Annotated in this window: 19 protein-coding genes and 2 tRNA genes; 13 read left to right on the top strand and 8 right to left on the bottom strand. The window is 67.1% G+C overall.

What is annotated here, in order from left to right:
• The first annotated feature begins 10 nt into the window (after positions 1 to 10).
• From J4709_RS47330 to J4709_RS47310, 5 genes are all read left to right on the top strand, one after another.
• Positions 11 to 388 carry an ArsR/SmtB family transcription factor gene (locus J4709_RS47330; protein WP_307802111.1) on the top strand — a complete coding sequence of 126 codons (378 nt, stop codon included), beginning with the start codon at positions 11 to 13 and terminating at the stop codon, positions 386 to 388.
• Positions 389 to 601: 213 nt separating this feature from the next.
• Positions 602 to 1,462, top strand: a complete 861-nt coding sequence (locus tag J4709_RS47325; RefSeq protein WP_208252053.1) for a helix-turn-helix domain-containing protein — start codon at positions 602 to 604, stop codon at positions 1,460 to 1,462.
• Positions 1,463 to 1,472: 10 nt separating this feature from the next.
• On the top strand, positions 1,473 to 1,682 hold the full coding sequence (locus tag J4709_RS47320; protein ID WP_208252052.1) for a DUF397 domain-containing protein: 210 nt from the start codon (positions 1,473 to 1,475) through the stop codon (positions 1,680 to 1,682).
• A 250-nt stretch (positions 1,683 to 1,932) separates the two neighbouring features.
• Positions 1,933 to 2,448 (top strand): ATP-binding protein, encoded by a 516-nt coding sequence (locus J4709_RS47315; protein WP_232385134.1) that lies wholly within the window; start codon positions 1,933 to 1,935, stop codon positions 2,446 to 2,448.
• A gap of 80 nt (positions 2,449 to 2,528) precedes the next feature.
• Positions 2,529 to 2,735 carry a hypothetical protein gene (locus tag J4709_RS47310; protein WP_208252050.1) on the top strand — a complete coding sequence of 69 codons (207 nt, stop codon included), beginning with the start codon at positions 2,529 to 2,531 and terminating at the stop codon, positions 2,733 to 2,735.
• 656 nt (positions 2,736 to 3,391) lie between these two features.
• Here J4709_RS47310 and J4709_RS47305 read toward each other — a convergent pair.
• Positions 3,392 to 3,559, bottom strand: coding sequence for a hypothetical protein (locus J4709_RS47305; RefSeq protein ID WP_208252049.1), 168 nt, complete (start codon positions 3,557 to 3,559; stop codon positions 3,392 to 3,394).
• Positions 3,560 to 3,882: 323 nt separating this feature from the next.
• Here J4709_RS47305 and J4709_RS47300 point away from each other — a divergent pair, with 323 nt between their 5' ends.
• The 5 genes from J4709_RS47300 to J4709_RS47280 all read left to right on the top strand — a co-directional run bounded on the left by J4709_RS47300 (position 3,883) and on the right by J4709_RS47280 (position 8,491).
• Positions 3,883 to 4,218 carry a hypothetical protein gene (locus J4709_RS47300; RefSeq protein WP_208252048.1) on the top strand — a complete coding sequence of 112 codons (336 nt, stop codon included), beginning with the start codon at positions 3,883 to 3,885 and terminating at the stop codon, positions 4,216 to 4,218.
• A gap of 61 nt (positions 4,219 to 4,279) precedes the next feature.
• Positions 4,280 to 6,088: a relaxase/mobilization nuclease domain-containing protein gene (locus tag J4709_RS47295; RefSeq protein WP_208252047.1), complete on the top strand. Its 1,809-nt coding sequence runs from the start codon at positions 4,280 to 4,282 to the stop codon at positions 6,086 to 6,088.
• Between the two features lie 167 nt (positions 6,089 to 6,255).
• A complete protein-coding gene (locus J4709_RS47290; RefSeq protein ID WP_232385133.1) occupies positions 6,256 to 6,456 on the top strand; it encodes a helix-turn-helix domain-containing protein in 201 nt (66 codons plus the stop codon).
• A 122-nt stretch (positions 6,457 to 6,578) separates the two neighbouring features.
• Complete coding sequence (locus J4709_RS47285) at positions 6,579 to 6,917, top strand: sigma factor-like helix-turn-helix DNA-binding protein (protein ID WP_208252046.1); 339 nt, start codon at positions 6,579 to 6,581, stop codon at positions 6,915 to 6,917.
• A complete protein-coding gene (locus tag J4709_RS47280; protein WP_208252045.1) occupies positions 6,914 to 8,491 on the top strand; it encodes a site-specific integrase in 1,578 nt (525 codons plus the stop codon). The genes J4709_RS47285 and J4709_RS47280 overlap by 4 nt, the downstream gene beginning before the upstream one ends.
• On the opposite strand, the gene J4709_RS47275 is transcribed toward J4709_RS47280, so the two are convergent.
• Both J4709_RS47275 and J4709_RS47270 read right to left on the bottom strand, forming a co-directional pair.
• Positions 8,470 to 8,562 (bottom strand) — tRNA-Ser (locus J4709_RS47275). The genes J4709_RS47280 and J4709_RS47275 overlap by 22 nt on opposite strands.
• A 152-nt stretch (positions 8,563 to 8,714) precedes the next feature.
• Positions 8,715 to 9,146 carry a hypothetical protein gene (locus J4709_RS47270; RefSeq protein ID WP_208252044.1) on the bottom strand — a complete coding sequence of 144 codons (432 nt, stop codon included), beginning with the start codon at positions 9,144 to 9,146 and terminating at the stop codon, positions 8,715 to 8,717.
• A gap of 192 nt (positions 9,147 to 9,338) precedes the next feature.
• Between J4709_RS47270 and J4709_RS47265 the strand changes: the two genes are divergently transcribed.
• Positions 9,339 to 9,411: transfer RNA gene (locus J4709_RS47265), tRNA-Arg, on the top strand.
• Positions 9,412 to 9,680: 269 nt separating this feature from the next.
• Here J4709_RS47265 and J4709_RS47260 read toward each other — a convergent pair.
• Positions 9,681 to 10,025, bottom strand: a complete 345-nt coding sequence (locus tag J4709_RS47260) for a hypothetical protein (RefSeq protein ID WP_208252043.1) — start codon at positions 10,023 to 10,025, stop codon at positions 9,681 to 9,683.
• A 259-nt stretch (positions 10,026 to 10,284) separates the two neighbouring features.
• Between J4709_RS47260 and J4709_RS47255 the strand changes: the two genes are divergently transcribed.
• The gene (locus J4709_RS47255) at positions 10,285 to 10,575 is read left to right on the top strand and encodes a hypothetical protein (protein WP_208252042.1); all 291 of its coding nucleotides are present in this window, start codon (positions 10,285 to 10,287) and stop codon (positions 10,573 to 10,575) included.
• Positions 10,576 to 10,852: 277 nt separating this feature from the next.
• Here the strand turns inward: J4709_RS47255 and J4709_RS47250 are convergent, their stop codons facing one another.
• On the bottom strand, positions 10,853 to 11,263 hold the full coding sequence (locus J4709_RS47250) for a hypothetical protein (protein ID WP_208252041.1): 411 nt from the start codon (positions 11,261 to 11,263) through the stop codon (positions 10,853 to 10,855).
• 379 nt (positions 11,264 to 11,642) lie between these two features.
• Here J4709_RS47250 and J4709_RS47245 point away from each other — a divergent pair, with 379 nt between their 5' ends.
• The gene (locus tag J4709_RS47245; RefSeq protein ID WP_504740155.1) at positions 11,643 to 12,305 is read left to right on the top strand and encodes a DUF8175 domain-containg protein; all 663 of its coding nucleotides are present in this window, start codon (positions 11,643 to 11,645) and stop codon (positions 12,303 to 12,305) included.
• Positions 12,306 to 12,321: 16 nt separating this feature from the next.
• On the opposite strand, the gene J4709_RS47240 is transcribed toward J4709_RS47245, so the two are convergent.
• Genes J4709_RS47240 through J4709_RS47230 form a run of 3 tightly spaced genes read right to left on the bottom strand, consistent with a single transcriptional unit; the run spans position 12,322 to position 13,809 of the window.
• A complete protein-coding gene (locus J4709_RS47240; RefSeq protein ID WP_208252039.1) occupies positions 12,322 to 12,729 on the bottom strand; it encodes a DUF4259 domain-containing protein in 408 nt (135 codons plus the stop codon).
• A gap of 4 nt (positions 12,730 to 12,733) precedes the next feature.
• Entirely contained in the window at positions 12,734 to 13,252 is a 519-nt protein-coding gene (locus J4709_RS47235; protein WP_208252038.1) for a class I SAM-dependent methyltransferase, read from the bottom strand.
• Positions 13,253 to 13,254: 2 nt separating this feature from the next.
• Entirely contained in the window at positions 13,255 to 13,809 is a 555-nt protein-coding gene (locus J4709_RS47230) for a TetR family transcriptional regulator (protein ID WP_208252037.1), read from the bottom strand.
• Between the last annotated feature and the right edge of the window lie 151 nt (positions 13,810 to 13,960).

Raw genomic sequence — 13,960 nt, 5'->3', positions numbered from 1 at the left:
GGAGGAATCGGTGCCTGACCAGGCAGCAAGCAGCTCGCAGCCCGAGCCGGACCTCGGCTGCGGGGCCGCTGTCGAGCCGCCGAGCGAGAAGCTGCGCGAGTTCCTCAAGGGCCTGGCCAGCGAGCAGCGCCAGCAGATGCTCGAACTGTTCGCCGGCGGCGTCGAACTGACCGTCGGCACCGTCGCCGAGCGCCTCGCCATCGGCCAGTCCAACGCCTCCCAGCAACTCGCCCTGCTGCGCCGCGGCGGCCTCCTCACCTCCCGCAAGGACGGCAAGCAAGTCCGCTATCGCGTCGACACCACCTCGGTAGAGCGATCCCTCACCGAACTCCAGAACTACCTGCGCACCTGCTGCCCACCCCCGGAAAGCGACGCAGCCGACGCCTGAGTTCACGACGGCCGTCGTCATCCGCATCGGGAGAGCGCTGGAGCACTTCGCGCTCCTCGGGTCGGGCGGTGCATCTTCAGGTCACGCGACATGCGCGCTGCCCGTTCGGAGCGCTTGTAGGAGTAAGGAAGGCAGCCCCACGCGGGACGGGACGTGGATACGCTCCATGTCCTAGAGACGTGACAGTCGGTGTCGAGGACACGGGGTGGAGTGGTGATCAGTCCGTACGTGCGCCGACTGAGGCTTGCTGCGGAGCTGCGCGAGCTGCGAGAACAGGCCGGGGTCTCTGCACAGGACCTGGCCAAGCGGTCGGGCGTGTACCGACAGATGATCAGCAAGCTGGAGAACGCACACGTCGCGCCCAATCAGGAGGATGTTCAGCGACTGCTGGACGTCCTCGGCGTCGAGGGCGACAAGTGGACACAGCTCGTGCAGATCACCGCCGAGGCGGCGTCGCATGGCTGGTGGGAGTCGTCGGGGATCGGTGAACGCCAGGCCAGGTTCGCCAACCTCGAGGCCGGTGCGAGCGTCATCCGCGAGTACCAGCAGAACCTGATCCCTGGGCTGCTGCAAACAGAGGAGTTCATCGCCACACGCCTGGCCAACACCGAGCTGCCCTTGCCGCCCGATGCCGAAGTCGCCGGCGTGCTGAAGGGGCGGGTCGGACGGCAGCGGATGCTGCATCGTCCGGCTGGCCCGTCCTACGAGGTGATCCTGGACGAGGTGGTACTGCGCCGGCGTTCGGTCCCGGCAGAAGTGTTCCGTCGGCAGCTCGGCCACATCGTCGACCTGTCCCGGCAGGAGGAGCGGGTGACGGTGCGGGTTCTGCCTGTGGACGCCGAGATCCCTGGGTACAACATCCCTGAATGTTCGTTTTCGATGTACACCTATCCAGACGACGGTGACCCGGATGTGGTGGCGTTGGAGACGGTGACCACCGACCTCGTCCTCACCGATCCGGAGCACACCGCACAGTTCGAGATGGTGTACGGAGGTCTCATCCGCGCAGCCCTGTCGGCCGAGCGGTCACGCGAGATGCTGACGGACGTCGCAGGCTCCCTTCCGTCGCACTAGGAAGATCACCATGACCAGTCGTGAACGCTTTGTCGGATGGCGCAAGTCGTCGTACAGCGGAACGGGCAACAACTGTGTCGAGGCCGGGCGAGCGGACGGACACCGGGTCGGCGTCCGGGACACCGCGTCTGGCGACGCCGGCCCAGTGCTTGAGTTCGAGGTGAGCGCTTGGGCGATCTTCTTGGCGGAGGTCCGCAAGGGAAGGCACTGTCTGCCGTAGCCATTCAGCCAGTGAAGCAAGGGTCGAAGTGTCACACTTCGACCCTTTTCTTTATATCTGGGTAACGAGAGAGATGCGCACTGTCACGAAAACCCTTGCAGGCGATCAACGACAATCACATACTCGTGACTGTCACAAAGCAAGGACAGTCGGAACGCTGGCATCTGTCTAGCGACCCGAGAGCACAGGTCAATGGACTTCCGAGAACCGGCTGTCGTCCGTCTGCAGGTTCACAGTCAGGAGCGACAAGATGTCTGTGCCATCGACCGCACCCCCACACCGCGACACTGCGACGCCTGGCACAAGGCCCCCGCTGCACGACGGCGGCAACTACAGGGATGTCGTGGGTTTGGCCGCTCTGCCAACCTCGATCCCCCTAGTGCGCGCGTTCGCACGAGCCAAGCTGTCGGCATGGGGACTGGACACCGATCACGGCTGGGAGTGCCAGCAGGTGCTCTCCGAGCTGGTCACCAATGCCTTCGACGTCACGGGTGAGCTGCTCCCCGAAGATCATCTCGCCCTGGACGAACTCGCGATGATCCTCATCCAGCTCCGGATATCGGCCAAGCACCTCATCGTCGAGGTTCGTGACTCCGGGGTCGGCCGTCCGCAGATCCCGGACACGGAGCTCAACGACGAAGGCGGGCGCGGCCTGCGGCTGGCGACGATGCTCGCCGGCGCCTGGGGCTGGTACCCCGTCACAACACCCAAGCCGGGCAAGGTCGTTTGGGCGTCATGGGCGCTCGACCGGAAAGCCGCCTCGTGAGGCTGCGCCCAGCGCTCCGCCTGCTCGTCCGACGCCGTTCCACGGTTCCGCCACCCCTCGCGTTCATCGTCCCTGACGAGATGACTGGGCTCGAACTCACGACCGGCGTCGGCTTGGCCTTCGCCCGCTCCCGCGATGCCATGGCAGAGGAAGCGAAGCAGGCTCGATACCGAGCCTCCAAGGAGAAGAATCGACGGCATCGCGCCTACCTGGCCGGGCGAGCAGATGCCCTGAGTGAGGCCGTTGCACGTACGGACACCGCGATGGCCGACCTGTTCACCGAGTAGAACGCTGAGGGCGGGCGACTCCCCCAGACCAGGGAGTCGCCCATCACCTCTGTCATCCGAGCCGGGCACTCGACTTAACGCTCGGCGAGGGGCGGGACCTCCCGCGCCCTGCCGCCGGGCAACCCCTGGAATGCCACCATGATGCTTTCGAGCAACAGCACGCCACGCCGGTGCTTAAAGTAGCCACCTAGCGTGAGATGAGAGAAGCTGGGACACAGGCGGCCGAAGTGGCCGTCGGAGCACTCAGCCGAACCGAGGAGAGAGGAGTCCGCAATGGTCCGAATTCAGTCAACGCTGGAGAGCACCTCACATGGACGCACTCGACACTCACACCAACGGGGCCACTGAGCGGCTCACCGTCAAACTGCATGACCAACTCTGTCTGAATCCGCGGCAGAAAGCTCAGACACTAGGCCGCACCCCCGGCCAAGGCTCTCAGTACCCCGATACGGGCAAGCGAGCACAGGTCTCTCGAACAAGCCCGGTTATCCACAGCGCTGTGGATAACCGGGCGAGTTTCGGAAGGCGTGGAGCGACAGTGCTCGAAGAGGCCGATCGAACTGCATCGGGAACCACGTACCCGCCCGCGGCACGTGACCGCACAAGCGAACTCGGAGCCTCTGGCCTGTGCAGGTCTCCGATGGACGAACGCTGACTCACTCCGGACGCAGGCGGCGGCGGGCGGCATCGAGACGCTCGGCGTAGTCGGCGGCGAAGATATCCGGCAGTGCCTTGTCGAGGGTGCCCGCGATTCGATGAAGCGGTGCCCAGACGGCTGAGTCGTCAACGACACGGCCGAGGTCCGTCATCTGCAGCCGTTCCAACCACTCTGACAAGACGAGCGCTTGGTCCCGCGTGAGCCGGATGACGACCTCTTCCTCTTGCTTGCCTGCAACCTAGCCGCGCCGTCGAGCGCGGTCTCAGCCAAGCCCAGAGGGATCTTCAGCAGGCTCTGCTGCTGCAGGGCAAGAAATGGAGATCGCAAGTGTTATCGGCTGCGGACCGGGCGCGGTCCACAGCGAGGGACGGGATCGAGCGCGATCCCAGGTGAGGAGGCCAATTGGTCGAAGACGGCAGTGACGAGTCCGCGTCGAGCATGGTGAAGCGTCGAAACCGGCGAACCCGCAGCGGGGGGAAGCGGAGGCGCGTGCTGTACATCCTGTTGTCCGACGATGAGCACGCGGCGGTGTCGAGGGCGGCCGAGCGAGAGCGCCTGGCGACTGCGGCATGGGCGGCGCTGACATTGCTCGCCGCAGCGACCGGCAAGCCGCGAGCGGAGAACAGCGAACTGCGCGAGGTGCTGCAGGCCGTCATGCAGGTGCGCGGTCAGGCGCACCGGATCGGCGTCAATCTCAACCAGGCGGTCGCCGCACTGAACTCAGGAGAGGTGTCCTGGACGATCCAGTGGTACGCCCGCGCTGCCGCACAGACGATCCGCAAGCTGGATGACCTGGCCGACGAGCTGAGAAGGCATCTGCCGTGACGGCGGCCTCGGTGATCTCGACAACCTGTTCAGTGGGCAATACGCAGTGATTGGGAAGGTCTTGCGCGGTGTCCGGGTCCAGGGGCTGCTGCGGTACCTCTACGGGCCGGGCACCAATGGTGAGCACCGCGACCCGCACATCGTCGCCGGCTTTGGAGATCTGGCCGACCTGGAACCGGCAATACGCCCCGATGGCCGCCGCGACTTTCGCCATCTGGAAGGTCTACTGACGCAGCCGCTGGCGCTGCTCGGTGAACGGAACTACCGGAAGCCCGTTTGGCATTGCGCCGTGCGGGCCGCTCCTGAGGACCCGGTCCTGACCGATGAGCAGTGGGCACAGATCTCCGGCGAGATCATGCAGCGGACCGGCTTGGTCCCGGAAGGGGACGTTGACGCCGTCCGTTGGATCGCCGTCCGGCACGCCGACGACCACGTTCATATCGTGGCCACGCTGGCGCGGCCGGACGGCGTCCGTCCCGAGGTATGGAACGACGGGTACCGGGTGCGGGACGCCTGCCGGGTGGTGGAGGCGCGGTTCGGTCTGCGGTCTACGGCGTCGGCGGACCGGACCGCCGCCCGCCGTCCCAAACGCGGCGAGACCGAGAAGGCCGTCCGCCGCGGCCGGCCAGTACCTTCACGTACCTTCCTGCTTCACAAGGTCCAGACCGCGGCCGCCGGCGCGGGCAGCGAGAGGGAGTTCTTCGAACGCCTCCAGGACGGTGGTGTCCTGGTGCGGCGGCGGTTCAGCCAGCGGACGGCGGGCGAGCTGACCGGGTACGCGGTGGCTGTACCCGGCGATGTCAACGCGGACGGACAGCCGGTCTGGTACGGGGGCGGCAAGCTCGCCGCCGACCTCACGCTGCCCAAACTCCGCCTCCGCTGGACAAGCGCGGACGGCTCGGTCCGCGGCCCGTCCGCCGTCCGTCCGCTGTCCGGACGGCACCTGTCCGCGCGGACAAGGCAGGCCCTGCTGCGGACCACCGTCTGCCGCGCCGCGGACAAAGCCCGGACGACCGCCGAGTTCCTTGACCGGCTCCAAGACAACGGACTCCTGGTGAAAGTCCGCTACAGCCAATACGTCCCAGGTCAGATCACCGGCTACGCCGTCGCCCTTCCCACCGAGCCCGGTGACGAGGAACCGACCTGGCATCCGGGAAGCCGTCTCGCAGACGACCTCTCTCTCACGCGCCTCCGGCAACGTTGGGTATCACCCGGGGCGCGTCACATGCCCACCGCCGTCGATGACGACCTCACCTTTGAGGAGCGGCAGGCGTTCTACGACGACGCGGCCCGCGCCGCGTCCTACGCCACCGCCCACATTCGTCGCTACCTCGCCACCAATCCATACGCGGTCCAAGACGCCTGCTGGGCCGCCTCCGATGCCCTTCGCACCGCCGCGCAAGCCACCGGCAACCATCACCTCCGCCGCGCCGCCGACACCTACGACCGTGCCGCCCGCGCACCCTACGGTCGCATTCCACGCCCCACCCCTGCCGGCAATGCCCTGCGCACCGCAGCCCGCCTCCTCGCAGTCACCGGCTCCGCCAAGAGCCGGACGACGGCGTCGGCCATGATGCTCGTCGCCAACCTCATCACGCTGCTCGACACCATCGCCGAGCTGCGCCGACTCCAGCACCGCCACGCCCAAGCCGACGCCGCCCGAAAAGCCGCCGCCCAAGTCCGCGAAGCGCAGCCCACCGACCCCGCTTACCCGCCACAACCAACCGCGCAGGCAGCCATGTCCTCGCAAGCACGCCTGGCCATGGCCGCCTTCCCCAACCCGTGGGCGCCAATGCAACCGACGGTCCCTGCTAGACCCGCACCGCCGAACCCCTCGCTGCCACCCCACCCAAGCCGACGGCGCCGGTAACGGAGCCATCAGCGTTCCCCGGAACGTGAACCTCCTAGGAAGACAACGGAGGCGGCGTCAGCCAGACCCTAGCCCCCGAGATCAACTCATCCGAACGAGAGGCGCTCGAAGATCCGTGCAAGCTTCACCAGAACCCTCGCCACGCACCACGACATGGAGGCATCCGAATGCAGACCATGCGACACGAAGACCTCGACACGCTTCCCACGGTCGTCAGCATCATGACCGCAGCCCGCGCTCTGGGACTCTCCCGCACATACGCCTATGAACTGGCGAAACGCGGAGACTTCCCGTGCCGCATCATCCGGGTCGGCGCCGCCTACCGAGTGCCGACCGCAGAACTCCGCAGGCTCCTCGGCGTGACGTAGCCCGACGAGCGCCACCTCGTCGATTCGCGGTCGGGCCGCCAGCGACGGCGGTCCGACCCGTTACTCAGACCGACCTATCGTTTGACTGTACGTAGCCATCAATGGTGGGGTTGACTCTCGCCATGAAGAGCACGCCAGCCGAAGACCCCCGGCTCGATCGCCTGCCGCCGCACGAGTTGGCAGCACACATGGTCAGCGAGTTGGGCGTCGGCCTTGCTCAGCTCAGCGCACTCGGCGCCGTCGAGCGCGCGATGGAGTGCGAGGCGCTGTCGACCATCGTCAGATCGCTGCTCGGAGAGCTTGCCGCCGCGCGGCGAGCGGCCCTGATCGAGGCCAGGGACTCAGGAATGACGTTGACCCAGATCGCCGCCGAGCTCGGCGTCAGCGTCCAGGCGGTCTCCAAAGCGATCAAGAACCTCCCGGGTACCGGACGATCACAACCAAAGGAGGAGAAGAGATGAAGGGCCGAACCTTCAAGCGATGCGGGTGCCGCAACCCGGAGACCAAGAGGAAGTACCCCGAGGGCAAGTGCCCGCACCTCAAGAAGAAGCGACATGGCGCCTGGTGGTTCCGCTACGACGCCCCACGAGGAGCGGACGGGAAGAGACGCAGACCCTTAGTCGGCCCCTTCACCAGCGAACGCGACGCGGACAAGGCACTGGCGGAGGAACTCGCGAAGGTCAGCCACGTCGGCCAGGCCGTCGATCGTTCGCTGACAGTCGGGGCCTACCTCGAGAAGCAGTGGCTGCCCGGCAAGAAGAGCCTTGCCCGGTCCACGTACGCCGACTACGAGGAGATCGTCCGCCTCTACCTGAAGCCGGCCCTCGGCCATCTCCGCCTGGTCGACCTGTGCGACCGCGACGCCCACGAGATGTACGCGGCCATCGCGCAGATCAACCGTCCGCTGCAGGACGACGAGAAGCCGAGCGAACTGCTGCGGCGCCTCATGGAGGTCAGAGCGGAATCGACCAAGAAGCGCCTCGCCGAAGGCGAAGCGCGTGGAAGGAAGCAGACGCAACCGATCTCAGCGACCCGGATCAAGAAGATCCACGCCGTCCTGTCTTCGGCGATGGGAACGGCGGTGAAGACCAAGCGGCTCAGCCACAACCCCGTGGAACACGTCGAACTGCCACGCATCAGAGGCCGACGATCCAAGCCGCTCGTCTGGACGGCCGAGCGGGTCCGACACTGGCTGGAGACGGGGAAGGTACCCGGTCCGGTCATGGTGTGGACGGCAGAGCAGACGGGAGCGTTCCTCGACTTCGCAGCCGAAGAGCGGCTCTACGCGCTCTTCCACCTGGTCGCCTTCCGAGGGCTCCGCCGCGCCGAGGTCGCGGGCCTGCCGTGGACGGACACCGATCTGGACGTCAGCGAGACGCTCACCATCCGCGAGACCAGACCGGACGACGAGTACGACGACACCAAGTCAGAAGCGGGCGAGAGAACCGTCAGCCTCGATCGGACCACCCTCGCCGTCCTCCGCACGTGGCGTACTCACCAGAAGGAAGAAAGGCTCTCGGCAGACCCGAATGTCTGGGCGGATTCAGGAAGGGTGTTCACTCAGGAGGACGGTTCCGCTCTGCGGCCCGAATGGATCTCACAGCGCTTCGACGTCCTGATCGATCGCTACAACACGATCCGGCGGCGTCATCTCGACGAGGGCTGGCCCGTCGAGCGCATAGCGCGACGCCATCGCGTCAGCCGCCGAACGGTCCAGGTCGCCATCGACCGTGGGCCGCTGCCGCCGATCAGGTTCCACGACCTGCGCCACGGTGCGGCGACGCTGAGCCTGCTCGGCAAGGTCGACATGAAGGTGATCAGCGCGACGCTCGGTCACTCTCGGTCATCGTTCACGGCGGACACCTACGCCTCGGTCCTGCCCGAGGTGGCCAAATCGGCAGCCGAGGCGGTGGCCGCGGTGGTGCCGCTGCGACGTGATGGCCACACCCTGGCCACACCAGACACCGAAAACGCCCCCGCCGAGATCATCTCACTCGGCGGAGGCGCTGGTAGTGGCGGAGGATCGGGGATTTGAACCCCGGATGGGCGGTAAACCCAAACCGCATTAGCAGTGCGGCGCCATAGACCGGACTAGGCGAATCCTCCAGGAGCCATCAGGCTCAGGACAGGCTACCGGTTCGGCGCGCCAACCGGCAAAGTCTGGCCTGTGGCACCGAAGCATAGTCCGAACACGCCGGTCATGCGACGAGGTGCCCGGACGATTCGCTCCCGGGGCCGCGGGAGCGAAGCGCCGATGGTCAGCCGATGCGGAAGCCGCTGTAGCCGCAGGCCTTGCCCAGGTCCTCGCCGTGCTGCTGCATCTGCGTGAAGTTGGGCGTCCCGCCGGACAGGTTGCCGGAGCTGAGCTTGCGGAGGGTGGCCGCGGTGTCGTCGAGGTCGCCGGCGAACGCGGTCGCGGCGGTCTCGACGTCGCCGCCGGCGTTCTGGCCCTCGCTGCGGATCTTGGTGGCCGCCTCGGAGAACTTCTGAGCCGTCGACTCGGCGCCGCCGGAGCCGGTGACCGAGCCGCCGCTCGAGGCGACGCTCTTCAGCTCCGTCTCGATGTTCTTGCAGGCGGTCTTCTTCTTGCCGCCGCCGGTGATGGAGTCCACCGGGCCACAGGCCGTGGAGCCGAGCAGGAGGCCACCGACGGCCAGGGCGCCGACGAGCTTGGCGGCAGACATGCGCATGAACCTTCTCCTTCAGGGGGGTTTGGGACTTCGGACGAGGGTAAACCTCGAAGGTCACATCCGTCTCGATTACCCCTTTGGCGTTGATCCGCCACAGACGGTTCCGTGACCCGGCTCACACTGCCGAATCCGCCTCATCGGCCGCCGATTCGCCGTCCGGTCCCGAGAGCCGGTACAGTTGGCTCCGGACAGGCACCCGTAGCTCAACGGATAGAGCATCTGACTACGGATCAGAAGGTTAGGGGTTCGAATCCCTTCGGGTGCACCCAGCTCAGAGGCCTCTCGCGATCACCGCGAGGGGCCTCTTGCGTTAGCACGGGAGCCACGACACCGATCACGCTCCCAAGAGCGCCTCGGCCGCTGCCCGCTTGCCGTCCGCCCGCAGACGTCCTTCGTGATCGCGATGGACGTGGGTCGAGGGGGCTCAGAGACGACGCGTAACGGCGTCCCCTGCGCCGGCATCAGCGAGGCGCCCAAGTACCGTGGATCGTACAGGTGCCTCCACCTAGGCCAGCGCGCTTGGAGTGTCCTCGATCACCGGGTCGTCTCGCCGGTTTGCGGATCATGGGTCACCAAGCTGTGCTCCCGAGCCAACGTCACCATGTCGTTCAGGGCACTCGCTTCGGTACGCGGGGAGAGAGACAGCGACACGAAGTGGGCGGCGAGATCTTCGCGACCCCATGGCTGTCGCCAGTCCAAGTCGGGCGCCCACGGGGAGATCCGATCCGCGAGGTCCGGCCAGCGCCCCAGCAGCTCCGAGCGGAAGCGCTCGACCTCCGGGCTTGGGGCCACACCCTCAACATCTTCGTCAGCCAGCCGATCGCAGATCTCGCCCGGTTCAACGACCGCCGACTTCCAGAAGTACAGATCGTGGGACACGGGCACATCGTCGCAGGCGATGCGGACAGAAGTCTTGAGGCTGCACGGCGTGAGGGTGTTCCCGTGAGAATTGCGCCCGTCAGGGTTGAACACCGTCCGCGCTGGAGCACCGTCCAGAGCGGTCCGCTCGTCTATCGCGGCCTGTGCCTTGTGCGATGACCACGAACGTTCAGCGGGTTGGGTGACCGCGCCGGTCGATCCCCGGCCAGTTCGCTGGACGCGACCTCGCTGCGATTGATTCGCGGCTTACCGTGGGTCGATGGGCGGTGAAGAGGCGCAGGTCCGGCCCGAGGATGTGCTGGTGCTGATCCAGCATCCGTTCGGGGACACATGGCCCACGCTGACGGAGTGGATGGAGTACGGCCCTGGCCCCCGGAAGGGACTTCGGCCGGTGGCGGCACGCTCCCGCTTGACCGGCGAGGAGTTGCCGCTGACGGTGATCCCGCTGCCCTATCGCAACGACGAAGAGTCACGTGCCGCCATCCAGCGTGGTGAACTCGCAGACCCTTGGGCAGGTCATCCCTCGCCGCCAGCCCGCCCCGACGAATGAGCCGAACGCCTTGGCGGCGTTTGAACACTGGGCAACGGCGGGGTGATGGGCCGCGCATCGCGACGCGTCCGCCCGCCATGGTGGCGTGGGCGGAGGTTTGAAGCGGCGGGCCCATCCGGGTCTGGCCATCGCTGGGTACAACGCCTCATCGGGGCCGGGGAGGAAGGTTGAGGGGGAGCAGAGCGGCCATGCCGGCTTTGCACCTGGCCTGTACACGTGGTTGCCCCGGTGGGCCGCCTGGGTCGCGGTCGAGTCCTGCTGGGCCTGGTACCAAGCCTTAGGAGTTGTGGTTCAGCCACACGCTGGTGTCGCAGTACTGCAGCGGCCCGCTCTCGTAGTGCTGCAAGCAGACTTCGAAGTAGAGCTTCTTTTCGGGGAGGTTGTAGTGATGCGTCATGCAGTTTCCGTTGCCGCCTCGCCACAGTACATCGAGGTCTCCGGTTCCCTTGCTGACGCCGACCGAACCCCAGACCTTCCAGCCGTCCGATTCGATGTCGCACACCCGCACCCAGTCCCCGTTGGGCTGGAATTGGATCTTGCCGCCGGGGTCGCCGTCGTCGGTGTGCATCGTGTACTTCCACGTTACGGCCGATGCTTCGGGCGCCGAAGCGAATAGCAGGGTGCTGGTGACCGCCACCCCAGCGGCCGCGAGCGACATCAGACGCTTTGCCATCTTGCCGACCTTCATTGCGTTTCCTCCTGGTGGCTCTTCCGTACGAGCTGGTGCGTGTACGGCCGATGAAGGAGACTGTCCGGCCGATGGCGTTCGCGGCAACGATCAAGTTGGGGCAGCAGTCGGATGCCCATCAGATTGACCGTGATGCCCGTCTTGTCCCGATGAATCGGCTCCCAACTGTCCTTGATGGGACCACTATCGCCACTGCGGGTGATCAACACTCAGATGAGGTCACGGGACGCAGCATCCGGACACGTGCGAGTGTTGGGCTCAGGGATCGTTAAGAATCTGCGAGTCAGGAGGTTAGGGATCCTTCCTGATCGCGAGCCATACGGGGTAAGGTCGCGCGTCGAAGAGGGCCTGTCCGTGTCAGGTCCGTTGTGAGAATTGAGTGCTGGTGTTCAAAACAGCCTGCCTTCCAGTTGTCCTTGTCGTCCTGGGCGTCGCCGGTTGCGCAGGGGAGGGCCACGGGAAGACCGCAGCGGGTCCGACGCCACTGGCCGTGAGTTCGGCGGGGGCGAAGGCGTGTGTGCCCGATAACAGTCAGCCGGACGTTCCCACGACGGCGCCGAGGCAGGTGTGGTGGAAGCGCTTCAAAGGCGTTGCGGTGCCGTTCTCGCCGATCGTTGGGCCATTGGAAGTCCAGGGCGACATCGCGCGCTGTTACTCGCACACGCCGCGCGGGGCTTTGATAGCGGCGGTGCAGATCAGCGTGCGGCTCGAGCGGTCGACGCGATGGCGGGAGATCCTGGAGCAGCAGGTCGTGACGAGTGAGGGCAAGATTGCCTACTCGCGGGCGAGGGCTGCCGACCGGGTTGTGCCGGCTGGCAAGGCGGCGCAGATCACGGGTTTCCGGATCGTCTCCTACACGCCGCAGAGCGCGGTGGTCGGAACGGTGTCGCGCGATCCGGCGCGCGGTGGCCGGACCGCCAGGACCGTGACCGTGAAGTGGGAAGGCGACTGGAAGCTCGCCCCGACTCCAGAGGGATCCACGGGGTCGGCGCCCCAGAAAGTCGACTCGCTCTCTGGGTATGTCTTCTGGGGCGGCTTCTGACCCAGCCGTCGCACGGTTAGGGCTCTGGGGAGAGTGCCTTGCGCAGGTGGTTGATTTCCGTTCGCCATTCTTGGGCGGACTCGGTGTCGTCCCAGAGTTCGCGCAGTTCGGAGGTTTCGGCGACGACCTGGTCGAGTGCCGTCAGCGCCAGAGGCCGCAGGTCGGCGGGGAGGGGCGGGATCGGCTCGTCCGGGCCATAGATCGGGTCGACAGGACGGCCGTTCGGGCACTGGGCGGCCATGATGGCGGCGGCCGCCACCGCCAGGACGCCTTCGGGGCTGTCCAGGTGGTCCGCTTCGCGGACGGCTGCCGACAGTGCCTTGCGGATGGCCTCCGGTCGGTCCTCCGCCGGCAGGTCGTCGAGGTCGCCGGCGAAGTCCGCTGCGGTGTCATTGCCGAACGGGCTTGTGTCCCAGGTTCCCAAGGCTTCAACTCCAGGGCAGTGCGTAGGCGCGAAGTTCCGGGCGGTGGGGGGAGGCGTGCGTGGTCGCCGAGCTGGATCTCGTCGCCGACGTGGAAGAGGAGCTGCAGTGGTGCGCCGGGGCGCAGTGCGCGAGGACGGCCGGGACCTCGTCGTCGGGGACGTGGATCAGGGACTGCCACGCGAGCAGGCCGGTCAGGGAGCCGTCCGGGACGTCCAGGGAGGTCATGGAGCCGACCTCGAACCGCAGTCGTGGGTGTTCGCGGCGGGCCAGGTCGATCATCGTGGTGGAGAGGTCGATGCCGAAGGCGTCGACGCCGAGGTCGTGCAGGTGGGCGGTGATGTGGCCGGGGCCGCAGCCGACGTCTGCCACTGGGCCATCGCCGGCGGCGCGCGCGCTGGCGGCGAACAGGGAAAGTGCCGCGCGGAGGTAGGGGTGGCCGGCGGCCGCTCCGCGCACCTGGTCGGCGTAGGCGGCGGCGACGCGGTCGTAGGAGGTCCGGGTGTCGGCCAGCCAGTCGTCCACGGTCAGGTGAGGGTGTGGAGGGCGGCGAAGGTTCGCTGGAGGTGGGTGTTAAGGGGGTGTGACGGGTCGTCGAGCCAGGCTTGGGCTGCTTGGTGGAACGCGGCCCAGCCGATCTGGGCGGCGAGGGCGGCCTGGGGGTCGGGGACGCCGCGCTGCCGGAGGGCTTCGGCTATGGCGTCGGTCAGGGCCGCGGCCTTGGCCAGTTCGCGTTCGCGGAGCGTCGGAGTGGCGGCGATGATCTCTAGGCGCGGTTCGGAGAAGGGGCGGTTCTCTTCGAGGATGCGGCCGGCCTTCTGGCAGGCGTGCAGGAGGATCTCCAGCGGTGGCAGGCCGTCGGTGGCCTCGGCGACCGCGGAGGTGAGGGCGGCGCGCAGGTCGGCTTCGCCGTCGAAGAGCACTTCGCGCTTGTCGGGGAAGTGCCGGAAGAAGGTGCGCTCGTTGACGCCGGCCCGGGCGGCGATCTCGGCGGTGGTCGTCCGGTCGAACCCGCGTTCCCGGTACAGCTCCAGGGCCGCCTGGCGAAGGCGGCGGCGTGCTTCTGCTCCGCTCCGTGGCACCCGCCGAGGGTATCGCATGCGTCAGTGACTGGCGTCAAGTAGCGCCAGTCACTGGCGGCCAGTGGTGGACGGCGCCGCACCGTTGGGCGCCGGGACGGTCGCGGGGGCCGGCGCGACAGTAGGATCCCGCCTGGGGACGGCAGCCCGAGGG

It is taken from the genome of Actinomadura violacea, assembly GCF_017573465.1.
GTDB classification, from domain to species: domain Bacteria; phylum Actinomycetota; class Actinomycetes; order Streptosporangiales; family Streptosporangiaceae; genus Spirillospora; species Spirillospora violacea.
Note: the sequence above shows the minus strand (reverse complement) of the source record. Positions and strands in the feature narration are given on the sequence as shown.